The following is a 19197-nucleotide window of genomic DNA, read 5'->3' as shown; positions in this document are numbered from 1 at the left end:
TCTCGCTGCGCATCCGCGCGCCGATCGTCGCACCACCTCGAGTTCCACCGCGTCCGAACGCTTGCGTTCAGGATCGGCCGCAGGCTCGCGACGTTCACGCCCGGAAAGCCGGCCGGCAACAGGCACTTCTCGATCGACCGCCCTTTCGCCGACGGCAGCCCGCGCAGCGTCAAGTGATCCCTGGCGCACACCGCCGCTCGTCCCGAACAGGACCGGAACATGACCGAACTCGAATTCCAATCGCTTGCGAACGAAGGCTACAACCGCATCCCGCTGATCGCGGAAGCGCTCGCCGACCTCGAAACGCCGCTGTCCCTCTACCTGAAGCTGGCCCAGCCTGAACGCGCGGGCGCCAACTCGTTCCTGCTCGAGTCGGTGGTCGGCGGCGAACGCTTCGGCCGCTATTCGTTCATCGGCCTGCCCGCCCGCACGCTGGTGCGCACCCGCAACGGCGCGTCCGAAGTGGTGCGCGACGGCCAGGTCGTCGAGACGCACGACGGCGACCCGTTCGAATTCATCGAGTCGTTCCAGGCGCGCTTCAAGGTCGCGCAGCGCCCGGGCCTGCCGCGCTTCTGCGGCGGCCTCGCCGGCTATTTTGGTTACGATGCGGTGCGCTACATCGAGAAGAAGCTCGCGAACACCGCGCCGCGCGACGATCTCGGCCTGCCGGACATCCAGTTGCTGCTCACCGAGGAAGTCGCGGTGATCGACAACCTCGCCGGCAAGCTCTACCTGATCATCTACGCGGACCCGGCCCAGCCCGAAGCTTACACGAAGGCGAAACAGCGCCTGCGCGAGCTGAAGCAGCGCCTGCGCACGACCGTGCAGCCGCCCGTCACGTCGGCGAGCGTGCGCACCGAGACGTTCCGCGAGTTCAGGAAGGAAGACTATCTGGCCGCCGTGCGCCAGGCGAAGGAATACATCGCGGCCGGCGAACTGATGCAGATCCAGGTCGGCCAGCGCCTGACGAAGCCGTACCGCGACAATCCGCTGTCGCTGTACCGCGCGCTGCGCTCGCTGAATCCGTCGCCATACATGTATTACTACAACTTCGGCGATTTCCACGTGGTCGGCGCGTCGCCGGAAATCCTGGTGCGTCAGGAAAAGCGCGGCGAAGACCAGATCGTCACGATCCGTCCGCTGGCCGGCACGCGTCCGCGCGGCAACACGCCCGAGCGCGATGCCGAACTCGCGACCGAACTGCTGAACGATCCGAAGGAAATCGCCGAGCACGTGATGCTGATCGACCTCGCGCGCAACGACGTCGGCCGCATCGCGGAAATCGGCTCGGTGCAGGTGACCGACAAGATGGTGATCGAGAAGTACTCGCACGTGCAGCACATCGTCAGCTCGGTCGAAGGCAAGCTGAAGCCCGGCATGACGAACTACGACGTGCTGCGCGCGACGTTCCCGGCCGGCACGCTGTCCGGCGCGCCGAAGGTGCGCGCGATGGAACTGATCGACGAGCTCGAGCCGATCAAGCGCGGGCTGTACGGCGGCGCCGTCGGCTACCTGTCGTTCTCGGGCGAAATGGATCTCGCGATCGCGATCCGCACGGGCCTGATCCACAACGGCAACCTGTATGTGCAAGCGGCGGCCGGCGTCGTCGCCGACTCGGTACCCGAATCCGAATGGCAAGAGACCGAGAACAAGGCGCGCGCGGTGCTGCGTGCGGCCGAACAGGTCCAGGACGGCCTCGATAGCGACTTCTGACCGGAGACTGACCATGCTGCTCATGATCGACAACTACGACTCGTTCACCTACAACCTGGTCCAGTACTTCGGCGAACTGGGCGAGGACGTGCGCACGTACCGCAACGACGAAATCACGCTCGACGAGATCGCGCGCCTGAATCCCGATACCATCTGCCTGTCGCCCGGCCCGAGCAATCCGCAGCACGCGGGCATCACGCTCGACGTGCTGCGCGAATTCGCGGGCAAGAAGCCGATCCTTGGCGTCTGCCTCGGCCACCAGGCGATCGGCGAAGCATTCGGCGGCCGCGTCGTGCGCGCGAAGACCATCATGCACGGCAAGGTGAGCCGGATCGAAACGGATTGCCGCGGCGTGTTCGCCGATCTCCCCAAGCATTTCGACGTCACGCGCTACCACTCGCTCGCGATCGAACGCGAATCGCTGCCCGACTGCCTCGAGGTGTCGGCGTGGACGGATGACGGCGAGATCATGGGCGTGCGTCACAAGACGCTGCCGATCGAGGGCGTGCAGTTTCATCCGGAATCGATCCTCTCCGAGCACGGCCACGCGCTGCTCGAGAATTTCCTGAAGCAGAATCGCGCAGCGGCCCGTGCGGCCGCGCCGGCGGCCTGACGGGAGACGCACGATGACGATTACCCCGCAGGAAGCGCTGCAACGCACGATCGAGCACCGCGAGATCTTCCACGACGAGATGCTGCACCTGATGCGGCTCATCATGCGCGGCGACATGTCGCCCGTGATGGCGGCCGCGATCATCACCGGGCTGCGCGTGAAGAAGGAAACGATCGGCGAGATCGCCGCCGCCGCGACCGTGATGCGCGAATTCGCGAACCACGTCGAAGTGCAGGACAATTCGAACTTCGTCGACATCGTCGGCACGGGCGGCGACGGTGCACACACGTTCAACATCTCGACCGCGTCGATGTTCATCACGGCGGCGGCCGGCGCGAAAGTCGCGAAGCACGGCAACCGCGGCGTGTCGAGCAAGTCCGGCAGTGCCGACGTGCTCGAGGCGCTCGGCGTGAACATCGACCTGCAGCCCGACCAGGTTGCCGCGTCGATCGCCGAAACCGGCATGGGCTTCATGTTCGCGCCGAACCATCATCCGGCGATGAAGAACATCGCGGCCGTGCGCCGCGAACTCGGCGTGCGGACGATCTTCAACATTCTCGGCCCGCTGACCAATCCGGCCGGCGCGCCGAACCAGTTGATGGGTGTGTTCCACCCCGACCTCGTCGGCATCCAGGTGCGCGTGATGCAGCGCCTCGGCGCGCAACACGTGCTGGTCGTATACGGCAAGGACGGGATGGATGAGGTGTCGCTGGGCGCCGCGACGCTCGTCGGCGAATTGCGCGACGGCAAGGTGCACGAATACGAGATCCATCCGGAGGACTTCGGCCTGCAGATGGTGTCGAACCGCACGCTGAAGGTGGAAAATGCCGAGGAATCGCGCACGATGCTGCTCGGCGCGCTGGACAACCAGCCGGGCGTCGCACGCGAGATCGTCACGCTGAACGCGGGCACCGCGCTCTATGCGGCCAATATCGCCGAATCGATCGCGGACGGCATCCAGCTCGCCCGCGAAGCGATCGCGAGCGGCAAGGCACGCGCGAAGGTCGACGAACTCGTGCGCTTCACGCAGCAGTTCAAGCGCTGACTCCCCTTACGAATCAAGCAGGAACCCACATGAGCGACATTCTCGACCGAATCATCGCCGTCAAGCGCGAAGAAATCGCCGCGGCCATGCGCAGCACGCCGCTCGAGGCGCTGAAACTGGACGCATCGGCGCGCGACCTGCGCGACTTCGTCGGCGCACTGCGCGCAAAGCAGGCGGCCGGCCAGGCGGCGGTGATCGCCGAAGTGAAGAAGGCGAGCCCGTCGAAGGGCGTGCTGCGCGAGCATTTCGTGCCGGCCGACATCGCGCGCTCGTATGCGGCCCACGGCGCCGCGTGCCTGTCGGTGCTGACCGACGAGCAGTTCTTCCAGGGTAGCGTCCGCTATCTCGAGGAAGCGCGCGCGGCCTGCACGCTGCCGGTGCTGCGCAAGGACTTCATCGTCGATGCGTACCAGATCCTCGAAGCGCGCGCGATGGGCGCCGACGCGATCCTGCTGATCGCGGCCGCGCTCGACACGCCGCTGATGCAGGACCTCGAGGCGTATGCGCACTCGCTCGGCCTCGCGGTGCTGGTCGAAGTTCACGACCGCGACGAGATGGAACAGGCGCTGACGCTGAAGACGCCGCTGCTCGGCATCAACAACCGCAACCTGCGCACGTTCGAGACGACGATCCAGACCACGCTCGACATGCTCGACATGATTCCACCGGACCGCATGGTCGTGACCGAGTCGGGGATCCTGTCGCGCATCGACGTCGACACGATGCGCGCTGCGAACGTGAACGCGTTCCTCGTCGGCGAGGCGTTCATGCGCGCCGACCAGCCGGGCGAGGAACTCGCGCGGATGTTCTTCTGATGGCGATCGAAAAGGAAATCAAGCTCGCGCTGCCGGACGGCCAGGCCGATGCGGCGCGGCGCTTTTTCGAGACGCTGACCGGCGAAGCCGGCGACGTCATCGCGCTCGCGAACGTCTACTACGACACGCCCGATCTCGCGCTGGCCCGTTCGAAGAGCGCGGTGCGCGTGCGCCGCACGCCGCACGGCTGGCTGCAGACGTTCAAGACGGTCGGCAGCGCGGAAGCCGGCCTGCATCGCCGCCATGAATGGGAGTTGCCCGTCGCCGGCGATGCGCTCGAAATCGATGCCCTCGTCACCGCGTGCGACGTGCCGGACGCTGCCGCTGCACTGCGTGACGCGGCGCCGGCGCTGCACGCGCTGTTCCGGACGGATTTTTCGCGTACGCTGTGGCGCATCGCAATCGGCGGCGCAACAGTCGAGGCCGCGGTGGACGTCGGCGAGATCTTCGTCCAGGCGGAAAACGATACGCGCCGCGAACCGATCAGCGAAATCGAACTCGAACTAATCGACGGCCCGGAAGCGGCGCTCGCGACACTCGCCGCCGAACTGCAGCAAGCGCTGCCGGGCCTCGCCCCCGAAAACATCAGCAAGGCGCAACGCGGCTATCGGCTGCGCGCGCAATAAACACGCATCACGCATGGCAACCCGCAAGACTCTCCGCACGCCGCAGCAGGCGTCGCTGTTCGACGATCCCGTGCCGGAAACGGCGCTGGACGATGTTCCCGCTCCGGCGTCCGCGCCGGCCGCTTCCGGGAGCAAACCCGCGAAGAAGGCCGCGGCAGCCGCCCCGGCTTCCGCCGCGCCGCAGTCCGTTACGGCGGGCATCCCGCATCTCGCCGCGCAGTTCGACGCGCTGCCGGCCGTCTGGCGCGACGTGCTGAAACCCTTCACCGACAGCGACGCGTATGCACCGCTGTGCCGCTTCGTCGACGAAGAACGCGCGGCCGGCAAGACGGTCTACCCGACCGACGTGTTCCGCGCGCTGCGCCTGACGAGCCCGGACGACGTGAAGGTCGTGATCCTCGGCCAGGACCCGTACCACGGCGACGACCGCGGCACGCCGCAGGCGCATGGCCTTGCGTTCTCGGTGCCGCCGGCCGTCCGCACGCCGCCGTCGCTGCGCAACATCTTCAAGGAAATCGCCGCGAATTTCGGCCACGACGCACCGCGTCACGGCTGCCTCGACACCTGGGCACGCCAGGGCGTGCTGCTGCTCAACACCGTGCTGACGGTCGAGCGCGGCGCGGCCGCGAGCCATGCGAAGCGTGGCTGGGAGCAATGCACGGACACGCTGATCCGCGAACTGGCCAACCGCCATCGCGGGCTCGTGTTCATGCTGTGGGGCGCGCATGCGCAGGCAAAGCGCGCGCTGTTCGATGCGAACGCGCACTGCGTGCTCGAGGCGCCGCATCCGTCGCCGCTGTCCGCACACCGTGGCTTCCTCGGTTGCCGCCACTTCGCGCTCGCGAACGACTACCTGGTCGAAGCGGGTCGCGAGCCGATCGACTGGCGCCTGCCGGAGGTGGCCGAAACGCTCGCGTAAGCGGGTTCCGCTTCGCGCTTTCATTCCCACTACGCAAAAACGCCGCGCCCCTTTCGGAACGCGGCGTTTCTGCATCGGACGAGGCAGCGGGTGCAACGCACCCGCGCCCGCCTTACGCGGCAGCGATCGCGTCGCGTGCGCCGGCGAGCGCGGCGCTCTGCGCATCCGGCCCGAGGTTCAGGCCCTCAGCGTGGATGAAGCTCACGTCGGTCATGCCGACGAAGCCGAGGAACGTGCGCAGGAACGGCGTCTGGCTGTCGTTCGGCGTACCCAGGTACTTGCCGCCGCGGGCCGTCACCACGTGAACCTTCTTGCCCTTGATCAGGCCTTCCGGACCGTTCTCGGTGTAGCGGAACGTGACGCCTGCGCGGGCGATCCAGTCGAAGTACGTCTTCAGTTGCGACGAGACACCGAAGTTGTACATCGGCGCGCCGATCACGATGATGTCGGCGGCTTGCAGTTCGGCGATCAGGGCATCGCTCTTCGCGACGATCGCATTCTGTTCCGCGCTGCGCTGGTCGGCCGGCGTGAAGAATGCGCCGAGCACCGATTCGTCGAGGTGCGGCAGCGCGTCGGCCAGCAGGTCGCGAACCACGACCTTCGCGCCGGGATTCGATTGTTGCAGCTTTGCCGTCAGTTCGTTGGCCAGCAGCGTGGATTGCGCACCTTGCGAGCGCGCCGCGGAATTGATTTGCAGAATGGTCGTCATGTCAGGCTCCGGTTGGGTTGCGCTTCGGTAGCGCGAGTGACGCCATTGTGCGTGGCTGGATGGGTGCGAAAAAGCGGGTTCAGAGCGACGGATTGTTGCAGTAACAGAACAATCCACGATCGCGCCCCGAAACCCGCTTCGGCGTCCTCACCCCTTCAGCCAGGCTTCCCGGGCCTTGTGCGCGGCGGCCGGCTTCGCGGCCGCCGTGAGCCGGTAGCGTGCAACTTCCGGCCCGTCCAGCTTCAGTTTCGCGGTTCGCAGCTCGTCGCGGCGGAATGCGTGCACCTCGATCTTGTCGCCCGGCCGGTAGCGCGCGAGCAGCGTGTCGAGGTTCGTGCCGGTGACGCGCAGCCCGTCGAGCGCGATCAGCGTGTCGCCGGCCGACAGCCCCGCGCGATGCGCACCGCCGCCTTCGTAGACCGCCGCCAGCGTGCAGTCCGCTCCGCCGCGCAGGCGCGCCCCGATCGTCGGCTTCGCGGCCGCGCCAGCTGCGACCTCAGGCGCGAGCGTCACGCCGAACGGTGCGAGCAGTTCGGCGAGCGGCAGGTCGCGCGTGCCATGCACGGCGTCGGCGAACAGCCGGCCGAGCGCGACGCCCGTCGCTTCCTCGATCAGCGTCTCGACCTCGTGTTCCTCGACACCCGTCTGCTTGCCGCGATAGAACTCGCGACCGTAGCGTTGCCACAGCAGACGCATCACGTCGTCGAGCGACTTGCGGTTGCGCGTCTGCGCGCGGATCGCGAGATCGAACGCGAGCGCGACGAGCGAACCTTTCGTGTAGTAGCTGACGATCGCGTTGGTCGCGTTCTCGTCCTGGCGGTAATACTTGACCCACGCGTCGAACGAGCTTTCCGCGACGCTCTGCTTCAGGCGCCCCGTGCCGCGCAGCACGCCGCCGACGGTACGGCCGAGCGCCGCGAAATATTCGTCCTGCGACATCAGCCCGCAGCGCACGAGCATCAGGTCGTCGTAATACGACGTGAAGCCTTCGAACAGCCACAGCAGCGACGTGTAGTTTTCCCGCGCGAGGTCGTACGGCACGAACGTGGCCGGCTTGATGCGCTTCACGTTCCACGTATGGAAGTACTCATGGCTGCAAAGACCGAGATACGTGCGATAGCCTTCCGTCGTTTCCGGCCGCCCCTTCACCGGCAGGTCGGTGCGGTTGCAGATCAGCGCGGTCGACGCGCGATGCTCGAGGCCGCCGTAACCGTCGCTCACCGCAAGCGTCATGAACACGTAGCGGTCCATCGGCGCCTTCTTCGATTTCGGTTCGAACAGCGCGATCTGCGCTTCGCACACGCGCTTCAGGTCGGCGCGCAGCCGCTCCATGTCGAGCTGCGTCACGCGCCCTGCGATCACGATGTCGTGCGGCACGCCGTGCGCGTCGAACGTCGCCAGCGCAAATTCGCCGATCGTCACCGGATGGTCGGTGAGTTCGTCGTAGTTCGATGCGCGATACGCGCCGAACCCGTAGCGCCTGGTGCCGCGCGCCTCGGGCAGCGACGTGCCGACGCGCCATGTGCGAAACGCCGGACCCGCCGGTTTCGCGATGTCGACCTCGCAGGGTGCATCCTCGCGGCCGGAAACGCTCAGGAACACTGCCGTGGCATTGAAGAAGCCGCCCGATGCGTCGAGATACGCCGAGCGGACCGACAGATCCCATGCGTACACGTCGTAGCGCAGCGTCAGCGTGCCGTTCACCGGCGCGGCCTGCCAGGTGTTCTTGTCGGTTTTCGCGATCCGCACCTTGCGGCCCGCGTCGTTGAACGCGGCAAGCGTCACGATGTTGCGCGCGAACTCGCGCACGAGGTAGCTGCCCGGAATCCACACCGGCAGCGAGAAGCGCTGGCCTTCGGGGTCGGGATCGGTGACCGTCACCGACACTTCGAACAGGTGCGCGGCAAGATCTTTCGGGGCAATCGAATAACGGATCGGCTGGGTCATCGTGGCAATCGGTCGGAAATCGGACGGAATACGGCGGCGAAAACGAAGAGAGGCGCCGGCGGAGATCGCGGGCGCCCCTCGCTGGCCGGGCCATGCGGCCCGGCGTGTCGGTCGGTTACTTGCTCGACGCGAGCGCCTGGTTCAGCTGGTCGGCCGACACCGCGCCCGGCAGGCGACGGCCGTCGGGCAGGAAGATCGTCGGCGTACCGGTGACGTTCATCCCGCGGCCGAGCGCGAGGTTCTTGTCGAGCGCGGTCGTGTCGCAGGTGCCGGCGCCGGTCGGTACGCGATGGTCGAGCATCCAGCTCTCCCAGGTTTTCGCGCGGTCGGTCGCGCACCAGATCACCTTCGACTTCGCGGTCGAATCGGGCGACAGCACCGGGTACAGGAACGTGTAGACGGTCACGTTGTCGATCGACTGCAGCGTCGTCTCGAGCCGCTTGCAGTACGGGCAGTTCGGATCGGAGAACACCGCGATCTTGCGTGCGCCGTTGCCCTTGACGACCTTGATCGCGTTGGCGAACGGCAGGCTCGCGAAGTCGATCTTGTTGAGGTCGGACAGGCGCGCGTCGGTTAGGTTCTTGTGCGTCTTGGTGTCGACGAGATCGCCGAGCAGCACGTAGTCGCCGGCCGCATCGCTATAGATGATCTGCGTGCCGAGGTTCACTTCGTACAGGCCTGCGACCGGCGATTTCGACACGCTCTTGATCGGCGCGTCGCTGCCGAGACGCGCTTGCAGCGTGGCTTTCAGCTTGTCGGTGGTTTGGTCGGCCTGCGCGGTGCAGCCGAGCGTCGCCATCGTGACGGCCAGCGCCAGCGATGCGATGCGGATCGTTTTTTTCATCCTGTCGTTCCTTCAGCTCAATCGGAGTGCACGTCACAGTGTACGCCGTAACGGAACCCTGTCCGACAGGCCGAGCGAGCGAAGGTTCGATCAGCCGAGCGCGGCCGACACCAGCCAGCGCTTCACGAGCGGTTGCGCGCCGACGAACGCCATGCCCGCGTTGCGCACCGCCTTCGCGAACGAGCCCGGCACCGCGAACAGCCGCTGCAGCCCGTCGGTCGCGACCATCAGCGCGCGGATGTCCTCGCGGCGCGAACGCTCGTAGCGGCGCAGCAGCACCGTATCGCCGAGGTTGCGGAAGCTTTCCTTGTTCGCAATCGCATCAGCGAGCGCCGCGACGTCGCGCAGCCCGAGGTTCATCCCCTGCCCCGCGAGCGGGTGGATCAGGTGCGCGGCATCGCCGACGAGCGCGACGCGCGGCGCGATCAGCTTGTCGACCGTCTGCAGCGCGAGCGGGAAGCCAGCCGCCGGCGTCACGCATTCGAGCGTGCCGACCTGGCCGTGCGACACGCGCTCGACTTCCGCTGCGAGCTGCGCGGGATCGAGCGTGAGCAGTTGGTCCGCGTGCGCGGTGTGAGCGGACCACACGAGCGACACGTGACCGTCCGGCAGCGGCAGCAACGCGATGATCTCGCCTTCGTGAAACCACTGATAGGCCGTCTCGCGGTGCGGCAGCGACGCCTTGAAGTTCGCGACGACGCCCGTCTGCCGGTAATCGCGTCGTTCGACCTTGGCCCCCATTTGGGAGCGCACCCAGGAATGCGCGCCATCCGCGCCGACCACGAGGTCCGCTTCGAGCACTTGCCCCGACGACAGCGTGAGCACGGCCGCGTCGGCGCGCACGTCGAAGCCCTGCGCGCGCGCATCGAACCATGTGAGGTTCGGCTGGAACCGCAGCGCGGCGTCGAGCGACGTCTCGATCAGCGACGATTCGGCGATCCACGCGAGCTGCGGCACGGAGGCCTGGTACGCGGAGAAATGCAGCTCCGCATGCGCGTCGCCGTATACGCGCATGTCGTAGACCGGCGCGAGCCGGCCATGGTCGAGCGCCTGCCAGACCCGCAGCCGCTCCAGCAGGGCCTGCGAGCTGGACGACAGCGCGTAGATGCGCGTGTCGAACGCGAGATCGGCGGGGCGCGGCGTGGCCGGCTGGGCGAGCAAGGCAGTCTTGTAGCCGGACTGGGTCAGCGCGAGCGCGGCCGTCTTGCCGACGAGCCCGCCGCCGACCACGGCGACGTCGAAGGTGTGGTGGGCAGTCATGGCGGGCATTATAGCCGCGGGGCCAATCCCTTACGCGGCCGGACTTTGCGGGAAATCAGCAGAATCGCGGACCGGCCCGGCCGCGCGGCGGCCCGTCGCATCGAGCGTTCGGGGGAAGGCCGGAAACCGGGGCGTCGGCACGGTACAATAGCGCCTTTGAACGTCGGCCCGCCGCGCCCCACGCGCCGGCCGTCCCTATTTTCCCGCGCCGCCGTGCCTTGTCCGGCCGCGCCGCTCCACCCGTCCGAAGGATTCCATGAGTCTCAAATGCGGCATCGTCGGCTTGCCCAACGTCGGCAAGTCCACCCTGTTCAATGCGCTGACCAAGGCCGGCATCGCCGCCGAGAACTACCCGTTCTGCACGATCGAGCCGAACGTCGGCATCGTCGAAGTGCCTGACACGCGCCTGAAGGCGCTTGCCGAAATCATCAGCCCCGAGCGCGTCGTGCCGGCCGTCGTCGAATTCGTCGACATCGCGGGCCTCGTCGCAGGCGCGAGCAAGGGTGAAGGCCTCGGCAACCAGTTCCTCGCGAACATCCGCGAAACCGATGCGATCACGCACGTCGTGCGCTGCTTCGAGGACGACAATGTCATCCACGTCGCGGGCAAGGTCAGCCCGATCGACGACATCGAAGTGATCAACACCGAACTCGCGCTCGCCGATCTGGGCACCGTCGAGAAGGCGCTGACGCGCTACTCGAAGGCCGCGAAGTCGGGCAACGACAAGGAAGCGGCGAAGCTCGTCGCGGTGCTCGAGAAGGTGCGCGCGCAGCTCGACCAGGGCAAGGCCGTGCGCGGCCTCGATCTGTCGGACGACGAAGAGGCGCTGATCAAGCCGTTCTGCCTGATCACCGCGAAGCCCGCGATGTACGTCGCGAACGTGAAGGACGACGGCTTCGAGAACAACCCGCACCTCGAAGCAGTGCGCAAGTACGCGGAAAGCGAGAATTCGCCGGTGGTCGCGGTGTGCGCAGCCATCGAAGCGGAAATCGCCGATCTCGACGATGCGGACAAGGAAGCGTTCCTCGCCGACATGGGCATGGAAGAGCCGGGCCTCGACCGCGTGATCCGCGCAGGCTTCAAGCTGCTCGGCCTGCAGACCTACTTCACCGCGGGCGTGAAGGAAGTGCGCGCGTGGACGATCCACATCGGCGACACGGCACCGCAAGCGGCCGGCGTGATCCACACCGACTTCGAGCGCGGCTTCATTCGCGCGCAGACGATCGCTTTCGACGACTTCGTCACGTACAAGGGCGAACAGGGCGCGAAGGAAGCCGGCAAGATGCGCGCGGAAGGGAAGGAATACGTCGTGCACGACGGAGATGTGATGAACTTCCTGTTCAACGTTTGAGCGTCGCGTTATCGCCTCAGTGAAAAGCCCGCATATGCGGGCTTTTTTCTTTTCAGCGCACCGGCCTCGTCACGATCGCTTCTGGTCGGCCTATATCGATCCGGCTATGCTTGCGGCACGTTGACTGCTCTACGTCGCCTCATTGCATTGCGCACGTCGACTCGCGCTCGATACGGTTGCGCGGATGGTATTTCGACCAGACAAACTGACTGAAATAGCTTTCCGCAACCTCCGCCCATGTCCGGAGTCCATCGTCCTCCTGCAGTACATGCCTGGCGTTGACCAGCAACCAGGAAATCACAGCCTGGCTGTCGCGACACTTCGCACATTCTCCTGAGGTACAACAGCGCGCAAGCGAGACAAAGTCGGCGCGATATGCATTGAACCTGGGCAGCGCAGGCCATCCCGATGAGAACCGATCCGTGTTTTGCGGATGATCCTCGCTGACGCTCGGGCAACTCGCACCATTGAATGCTCCCCAGGCGGTCGCGCCCCGCATCAGGGCCGCCAGATAATAGGGATGGCTTGCGATGGTTTCAGGATATTTCCCCTTCAAGTCGAGCAACACGTCCAGCAACCGCTCCTCGCCCCGCCGCCGTAGTGGACCGTCAACGTCGTAGGGAGTGTAGTAATTGAACAGCAACCGATTTCCGTTATCTCGAATCTTTCGCACCGTTTCCTCGATGTACGCAATACCGTCAAGCCAGTGCCTTGTCGAACAAGCCGGTGAAGCGTTTCCCGTTCGGACCGATCGCACGCAATTCGTCATCAAGTGGCCCACCGCCAAACACGGAAATCGCGATGGTGATGCCCTCGAATTCTTCGTACGGGATTTTTCGAAGCCCATTCGTCGATACTGATACTTTCGGCATATATTTCCGAAACATCCGTATCCGATCGAGATGCAATGCGGGCTCACCGCCAATCAATAACGGTGCATTGATCCCGCGCGCGGCCTCCTCCCTCACACGCTGCTCAAGGCGAAGCGCGTCGTTCAACTCGTTCGATGCCGTATCGAATTCGTTCTCGAAAAACCAGCAGCCTTTGCAACGAAGGTTGCATTGATTCGTGAGGTGGTAAAGCGACGCGCGCGTCTCCTTTGCCTCATTTCTGACGGCCTTGAAGCGCGATTTCATTTCAATTGAATCATCCATCGTGGTCTCCTGATGCGAGGATGCGAACGACACGTGCTGTCAGCGCAACAATCCTCTGGTGAGTTCCGGCCACAGCGACGAATGCTCGCGGCGGAACATGCCGACGTGACCAATTGCTCCGCCGTCGGGATTTTTTGGATGGATGAAGTGGACCTCGGACTTGGCTCTCGATAGCAGGCGCAGCCAGTCTGCGATATTGGCCGGCGTGGCAAGCGGGTCGTCGGTTGCGGCCACAACGGTGACGGGAGCGGTAAATTCGTCGTAGTAGTGGCGAGCCACCGCTGCCCCGAATTCGTTCGCTACATATCCCGGCCGACGGAACCATCGGGCCCACTGAAGTCCGACGCACGGTGGCAGATCCTCGCCCCAACCGAGTACCCTGGCCGGAACGTAACCGAGCGCCCGAACGGAAATCGGCACATACATATGCGCAAGCAGCAAGGCCGCGAAACGCTTTGGCCAGCGAATGTTGCCGACATACCCGGAAGACGCCGAGACGGCGCACAACGAACGAACCGACGCATGATTCGGCATCAGGCCGACCAGTTGTGCGCCTGCGCTATGTCCGATCAAATGTGCGTCGCGCGCACCGGTTTCGCCAAGGAGCCAGTCGAGCGCCGCGGGCATGTCGAGTTGCCCCCAGTCCTGTTCCCACGCCCGGGACTGGCGGACGTGATCCGTATCGAGCGACGCGCCGATCCCGCGATAATCGAAAACGAACGTCGAATGGCCGTCTTTGCGCAGCCAATCCGCGAACGGGAAATAAAAGGATTGTCGGATGCCTGTTGCAGGACAGATGAGCACGGGGGAACGATCGCCGTCGGCCGCCGGAAAATAGGTTCCCTTGAGTTGGAATTCGTCGCGAGCGCAGAAGGCTATGCTGACGCGATTTGTCGAACGCTCGGTCATTGTTTCGACCTGAATACAGTCGACGAACGAAAAGGTTTATCGATCGTGCAACTGAATATCAGGTTCTGCCTGATAATGCCGATCATCACCGAAGGACACCAAATTGATTCATCCATCGATTCACCTCGCTAATCGAAGCAATCAATGTAAGTGCAAGTCGTTGTCGATGAAATCGGACGAGTTCGATTATTGTGTACTATTTGAGTCGTGCTCCTTTTCTCTCGCAACGGGTCGTGCATCGACTTCGACCGCTGCATTGGATGCAACAAAAACAAATGGCCCGACCGCAAATGCCGGTCGGGCCATTTTTGTGACGCGGGCTTTCCGCCCGCCATCACTTCACTCCATTACATCGCCGACACGCGCCGCCCTTCACTCGCCTGCGCATCGCGGCCGCGCTTGTTCAGCCACGACGCCAGCAACACGATCAACGCCAACACGGCCGTCGCACCCACTTCCATCCGGTGATCCTCGCTGACGAACATCACGGTCAGCGTACCGCAGATGAACAGGATCACCGCCCAGGTGAGCCACGGGAACAGCCACATCCGCAGCGCCAGGTCGGCACCGCCCGATTCGAGCGTCTTGCGCATCCGCAGCTGCGAGATCGCGATCACGAGATACACGAGCAGCGCGATTGCACCCGACGTCGCCAGCAGGAAACCGAACACTTGCTCGGGCATCAGGTAGTTCGCAATCACGGTCAGGAAACCGAATGCGGTCGATGCAAGCACGGCCGCACGAGGCGTGCCGGTCGAATCGGTGCTGTGCAGGAACGCAGGCGCATCCTTGCGCTTGGACAACGAGAACAACATCCGCGACGCGGTGTACAGCGCCGAATTCAGGCAGCTCGCGACCGACACGAGCACGATCACGTCGATGATCGCCTTCGCGTTCGGAATGCCGATCAGCTCCATCGCGCGCTGATACGAGCCGTGCTTGGGCAGCAGCGGGTCGTTCCACGGCACGATGGCCGCGACGACGAGAATCGAGCCGAGATAGAACAGCGTGATACGCCAGATCACCGAATTGGTTGCACGCACGATCTGACGTTGCGGGTTGTCCGATTCGGCGGCCGCGATCGTCACGATCTCGGTACCGAGGAACGAGAACATCGTCGTCAGCATCGCCGCGAGCACCGCGCCGGCACCGTGCGGCATGAAGCCGTCATGCACGAACAGGTTCGATACGCCCGACACGGCGGGAGCAGGAATGATGCCGACGATCGCCGCGCCGCCGATGCACAGGAACACGATGATCGCGACGACCTTGATCAGCGCGAACCAGAATTCGAATTCGCCGTAGTTCTTGACCGAGAAGAGGTTGGTCACGGTCAGCACCAGCGTGATGCCGAGCGCGAAGACCCAAGTCGCGACGCCGGGGAACCACGCATTGAGAATCGTCGCCGCGGCCGTCGCCTCGATCGGGATCACGAGCACCCAGAACCACCAGTACAGCCAGCCGATCGAGAAACCGGCCCAGTGGCCGATCGCGCGATCGGCATAGGTGGAGAACGAACCGCTGTCCGGATGCGCGACGGCCATCTCGCCGAGCATGCGCATCACCAGCACGACCAGGACGCCTGCGATCGCATACGCGAGGATCGAAGCCGGGCCGGCTTCCGCAATCGCGTGGCCGGAGCCGACGAACAAGCCCGCGCCGATGACGCCGGCAATCGACATCATCGTCACGTGACGCTGCTTCAGGCCCGTACCGAGGCCGGTGTTGCTTCCACTCATCTGTCTCTCTCCAAAAAACGGTTCCGGCATGGCCGGGTATCGCGTGAAGGCAGCACGGGGAATTGTGGTTCTTGAGCCGGGCCGGACGCAGCGCCTGCACGGGATGCAGGCGCGGAGCCGGATCGGGGGCCGTTCCGGAACGGTGCGCGACGCAGTCTGCGAAGCTGCGGGTGCGATGCGGCGCATGGGGCGCTGGCGCATCGCATGCGCCCTTTCCGTCGGCTGTCGGTCAGCCGCCTTCGAAGCGATGGAGTGTAAGCATCAAACGGTTCTTGACTAAGAACCAATTGAAGAATTTCGATGGAACCACTTGTTGCATCGATTCGGACCGATGCAACGCTTGGTCCGGTTTGGCGTCCGCTTGCGAGCCGCCGGATCGGGCAATTGATGACGGTGCTTGACCGCCCGGCATCACGGCGGACACATTCCGTCGAAGCGGTTCACGTGTCGCGCAGGCGCTGCGCCGGATGCTCAGTTCGCGCCGCGCGGCCCTTCGCCCCGCCATTTGGCCGGCACGATCGCATGCCATTCTCGCAGAAGCAGGTTTTTCACGGCGTCAGGATGCCCCTCCGCCCGTTGGTGATCGACGCCCCGGACACCGTAGCGGAAATCGTGGATGGCGCCTAGCCGCAAGGCGGCGGCCGTGCGCCCGGCGACGTTTGGCTAGCGGCCGGCCGCGCGCGCCGCCACCGGCGCGCGGCCGGTGGTGGCAACGATCGCGAACGCGATCGCATTCGCGGCCGCGCTGGCCAGGATCGGCATGAGATAACCACCGCCCGCATCGTAGATGAAACCGGCCGCAGCGGGCCCGATCAGCGTGCCGAACGCGACGCTCGTGTACAGCACGCCGATGATCGCGCTCACGTTGCGGCCGCCGAAGTAATCCATCACGACAGCGGGAAGCACGGCGACCCAGCCGCCGTAGAACACGCCGAACACGAGCGCGAACGCGGCCAGCGTCGCGACGCTCCCGGCGCCGGCCCACGCAACGAGCGCGACGGCCATGCCGGCGAACATCGCGAGCAAAGATGCGCGGCGGCCGAAGCGGTCGGCGAGGCCGCCAAGGAAGAAGCGCCCAGCCGTGCTGCCGACGCCGATCGCACCAAGCAGCAGCACGGCCGTCGACGGCGCGACGCCGTGATCGAGCGCGTACGGCACGAGGTGCACGAACGGCACGAAGACGCCGAACGAGCATACGAGACACGCCGCGTAGAGGCTCGCGAACGGCCGCGACGTGACGGCCTCGCGCACGGTCGCACCAGCCGGTACCGATGCAGCGGCACCGGGCTGCCCGTTGCCCGATTGCGTGCGCGCCGCATCGCCGTCGGGCAGCAAGCCGCGCCCGCGCGGGTCGTTCTCGATCAGCAGCGACATGCCCGCGCCCACCACCACCGCGATCGCCGCGAGCGTGACATACGCGCCGCGCCAGCCGACGTGCGCGATCAGCGCGGATGCGAGCGGCGGCATCACGAGCGTGCCGACGCCGATCCCCGCGACCGCGAGCCCCGACGCGAAGCCGCGCCGCCGCACGAACCAGCGTTGCACCGCGCCGACGGCCGGCACATACGCGCAGCCGACGCCGAGGCCGACACCGAGCCCGTACGCAACATAGCCCTGCAGCAGCGTATGTGCGGCACCGGCCGCGGCGAAACCCGCGGCCGTCAGCAACATGCCGGTGACGGCGAGCCGCCGGGAGCCGAAGCGATCGGCAAGCGGGCCGCTGACGATGCCGAAGCCGAAATACAGGAAGCCGGCCAGGGAGAACACGAGCGAAATCTGCCCGCGCGATGCGGCGAAATCCCGCTGCAGCGATTCGACGAACGCGCTGAACGTGTACGCACTGCCGAATCCGACGAACGTGACGGCGAATGCGGCCGCGACCACATACCAGCCGTAGAAGACGCGCGATGCGCGCGGGCCGCTCATGACGATGCTCCTCTCAGGTTCCGCCGGGCGCCGCGCGGCGCCCGGATTGCCTCATGGATATAGTTGAACTATGTTGATCGCATCGACCGCTGCGAGGCAGTCGTGACGAATGCGAGCGGATGCGACAACGGTACTCGCGCATATGCATTGCCTCAAACGATATTTCGTCGGCCTTTCGCTTTAGAAAAACTCAATGAACCGTTCCCGTCTGCCCCCCCTCAACGCACTGCGTGCGTTCGAGGCGGCCGCCCGCCACCTGTCGGTGAAATCCGCAGCGGAAGAGCTGTCGGTCACGCCCGGCGCGGTGAGCCAGATGATCCGCACGCTCGAGACCCATCTCGGCGTGCAACTGTTCGAACGCGTGAACCGCGGCATCCTGCTGACCGCCGCGGGCCGCGACTACCTGCCGCCCGTGCGCAATGCGTTCCGGCAGATCGCCGACGCATCGCAGCGCGTGTCGGGCGCCGCCGACAGCGGCGTGCTGACAGTGAGCGTCACGCCGTTTTTCGCGTCCGCGTGGCTCGTGCCCCGCCTCGCGCAGTTCCGCGACGCGTGCCCGGACGTCGACCTGCAGATCGTCGCAAGCCACGCACTCGCCGATTTCGCACGTGACGGCGTCGACGTCGCGATCCGCCACGGTCTCGGCCGCTACATCGGGCTGTGCAGCGAACGGCTGCTGACGGTGGAGATCGTCGCACTTGCGGCGCCGGCACTCGTCGCGCGGTTGGGCATGCCGGCCACACCCGCCGACCTGGCCGGATGGCCGCATCTGCACGACGCCGAGCGCAAGGGCTGGCACATCTGGTTCGACGCGCAGCGGATCGACGATTTCGGTCCGCCGCGCGGCCCCGCGTTCGACGATTCCGGCCTGTTGCTGCAGGCGATCCTCGCCGGCCAGGGCGCCGGCCTGCTGCCGGCGGCGATGGTGCGCGGCGAGCTCGCGAGCGGCCGGCTCGTGCAGCTTGCCGACGTCGCGTGGCTCGACGACTTCGCGTACTACCTCGTCTATCCGCCGCATCATGCGGAACGCGCGAAAGTCGCCGCGTTCCGCCGGTGGATTCTCGACGCCGCACAGGCCGACGGCGCGGCATCGATGACCGGCGCGGCGTAGCGTCGCTGCACCGCGGGGCGACGGCAACGACCCTCGGCCGATCGGCTAACATGCAGCCCGAGATCGACAGCAGATAACGACATCCGGAGAGAGACCATGCCCGCCCTGCTCCGCCGCGTAACGCGCATCGCGACCCTGTCGGCCACGCTGTTCGTCGCGTGTGCCGCCCTGCCGCCCACGGCGCATGCGTATCGCGCGTCGCCCGGCTACGGCACGGAAGCCGACCTCGACCGGCACGATACGTACCGCAATCGCGACGGCGACACCGTCCATGCGCCGGCCCATTCGAAATCGGGCCGCGTGCCCGAGGGCGCGAGCGCGCGCTGCCGCGATGGCACGTACAGCTTCAGCCGCCACCGGCGCGGCACCTGTTCGGGGCACGGCGGCGTCGCGGCGTGGCTGTGAACGCGGGTCGGCCGAATGGCCTGCGCGGTGCCAGCGGCAGCCGGCGGCGAAGTACAATACGCGCTCGCGCCGCCAATCCGCGGCGACACCGCCGCGCCCCGCGCGGCACGC

General features: G+C 65.8%; 18 protein-coding genes and 1 pseudogene. 9 read left to right on the top strand and 10 right to left on the bottom strand.

All coding sequences use genetic code 11. The annotated features are described in order from the left end of the window. Window positions 1-219 precede the first annotated feature (219 nt). From trpE to DIE06_RS17190, 6 genes are read left to right on the top strand one after another with little or no spacing between them, the layout of a single operon-like run. Window positions 220-1713 (top strand): anthranilate synthase component I, encoded by a 1494-nt coding sequence (trpE, locus tag DIE06_RS17215; protein ID WP_124662437.1) that lies wholly within the window; start codon window positions 220-222, stop codon window positions 1711-1713. Window positions 1714-1726: 13 nt separating this feature from the next. After that, on the top strand, window positions 1727-2326 hold the full coding sequence (locus tag DIE06_RS17210; protein WP_124662436.1) for an aminodeoxychorismate/anthranilate synthase component II: 600 nt from the start codon (window positions 1727-1729) through the stop codon (window positions 2324-2326). Window positions 2327-2339: 13 nt separating this feature from the next. Beyond that, complete coding sequence (gene trpD / locus DIE06_RS17205) at window positions 2340-3371, top strand: anthranilate phosphoribosyltransferase (RefSeq protein ID WP_039318793.1); 1032 nt, start codon at window positions 2340-2342, stop codon at window positions 3369-3371. 29 nt (window positions 3372-3400) lie between these two features. Further along, a complete protein-coding gene (trpC, locus tag DIE06_RS17200) occupies window positions 3401-4186 on the top strand; it encodes an indole-3-glycerol phosphate synthase TrpC (protein ID WP_124662435.1) in 786 nt (261 codons plus the stop codon). Continuing rightward, window positions 4186-4812, top strand: coding sequence for a CYTH domain-containing protein (locus DIE06_RS17195; RefSeq protein WP_124662434.1), 627 nt, complete (start codon window positions 4186-4188; stop codon window positions 4810-4812). Before trpC ends, DIE06_RS17195 begins: the two co-directional genes overlap by 1 nt. Window positions 4813-4825: 13 nt before the next feature. Next, a complete protein-coding gene (locus DIE06_RS17190) occupies window positions 4826-5731 on the top strand; it encodes a uracil-DNA glycosylase (protein WP_124662433.1) in 906 nt (301 codons plus the stop codon). A 112-nt stretch (window positions 5732-5843) separates the two neighbouring features. On the opposite strand, the gene DIE06_RS17185 is transcribed toward DIE06_RS17190, so the two are convergent. From DIE06_RS17185 to DIE06_RS17170, 4 genes are all read right to left on the bottom strand, one after another. Next, window positions 5844-6440, bottom strand: a complete 597-nt coding sequence (locus tag DIE06_RS17185) for an FMN-dependent NADH-azoreductase (protein WP_124662432.1) — start codon at window positions 6438-6440, stop codon at window positions 5844-5846. 147 nt (window positions 6441-6587) lie between these two features. After that, window positions 6588-8387 (bottom strand): M61 family metallopeptidase, encoded by a 1800-nt coding sequence (locus tag DIE06_RS17180; RefSeq protein WP_124662431.1) that lies wholly within the window; start codon window positions 8385-8387, stop codon window positions 6588-6590. A gap of 115 nt (window positions 8388-8502) precedes the next feature. Then, complete coding sequence (locus DIE06_RS17175) at window positions 8503-9231, bottom strand: DsbC family protein (RefSeq protein ID WP_124662430.1); 729 nt, start codon at window positions 9229-9231, stop codon at window positions 8503-8505. A gap of 90 nt (window positions 9232-9321) precedes the next feature. Continuing rightward, the gene (locus DIE06_RS17170; RefSeq protein WP_124662429.1) at window positions 9322-10500 is read right to left on the bottom strand and encodes a UbiH/UbiF family hydroxylase; all 1179 of its coding nucleotides are present in this window, start codon (window positions 10498-10500) and stop codon (window positions 9322-9324) included. 247 nt (window positions 10501-10747) lie between these two features. Here DIE06_RS17170 and ychF point away from each other — a divergent pair, with 247 nt between their 5' ends. Further along, window positions 10748-11842 (top strand): redox-regulated ATPase YchF, encoded by a 1095-nt coding sequence (ychF, locus tag DIE06_RS17165; protein ID WP_124662428.1) that lies wholly within the window; start codon window positions 10748-10750, stop codon window positions 11840-11842. Window positions 11843-11981: 139 nt separating this feature from the next. Here ychF and DIE06_RS39025 read toward each other — a convergent pair whose 3' ends face one another. The 6 genes and pseudogenes from DIE06_RS39025 to DIE06_RS17135 form a co-directional block, all read right to left on the bottom strand. Then, window positions 11982-12485 carry a hypothetical protein gene (locus tag DIE06_RS39025; protein ID WP_260433635.1) on the bottom strand — a complete coding sequence of 168 codons (504 nt, stop codon included), beginning with the start codon at window positions 12483-12485 and terminating at the stop codon, window positions 11982-11984. Window positions 12486-12540: 55 nt separating this feature from the next. Next, window positions 12541-12996 (bottom strand): radical SAM protein, encoded by a 456-nt coding sequence (locus DIE06_RS39020; RefSeq protein ID WP_260433634.1) that lies wholly within the window; start codon window positions 12994-12996, stop codon window positions 12541-12543. A gap of 39 nt (window positions 12997-13035) precedes the next feature. Then, a complete protein-coding gene (locus DIE06_RS17155) occupies window positions 13036-13905 on the bottom strand; it encodes an alpha/beta fold hydrolase (RefSeq protein WP_124662427.1) in 870 nt (289 codons plus the stop codon). A 347-nt stretch (window positions 13906-14252) separates the two neighbouring features. After that, a complete protein-coding gene (gene gabP, locus DIE06_RS17150) occupies window positions 14253-15644 on the bottom strand; it encodes a GABA permease (RefSeq protein ID WP_124662426.1) in 1392 nt (463 codons plus the stop codon). Between the two features lie 471 nt (window positions 15645-16115). Continuing rightward, window positions 16116-16208: pseudogene (locus tag DIE06_RS39015) on the bottom strand (MmcQ/YjbR family DNA-binding protein); the annotation flags it as partial. Between the two features lie 99 nt (window positions 16209-16307). Then, entirely contained in the window at window positions 16308-17570 is a 1263-nt protein-coding gene (locus DIE06_RS17135) for an MFS transporter (protein WP_124662424.1), read from the bottom strand. 193 nt (window positions 17571-17763) lie between these two features. Here DIE06_RS17135 and gcvA point away from each other — a divergent pair, with 193 nt between their 5' ends. Both gcvA and DIE06_RS17125 read left to right on the top strand, forming a co-directional pair. After that, window positions 17764-18681: a transcriptional regulator GcvA gene (gene gcvA, locus DIE06_RS17130; protein WP_124662423.1), complete on the top strand. Its 918-nt coding sequence runs from the start codon at window positions 17764-17766 to the stop codon at window positions 18679-18681. 96 nt (window positions 18682-18777) lie between these two features. Continuing rightward, the gene (locus DIE06_RS17125) at window positions 18778-19086 is read left to right on the top strand and encodes a DUF3761 domain-containing protein (RefSeq protein WP_124662422.1); all 309 of its coding nucleotides are present in this window, start codon (window positions 18778-18780) and stop codon (window positions 19084-19086) included. Window positions 19087-19197: the final 111 nt, after the last annotated feature.

Source organism: Burkholderia sp. Bp8998 (assembly GCF_003854235.1).
Taxonomy (GTDB): Bacteria; Pseudomonadota; Gammaproteobacteria; order Burkholderiales; family Burkholderiaceae; genus Burkholderia.
Note: the sequence above shows the minus strand (reverse complement) of the source record. Positions and strands in the feature narration are given on the sequence as shown.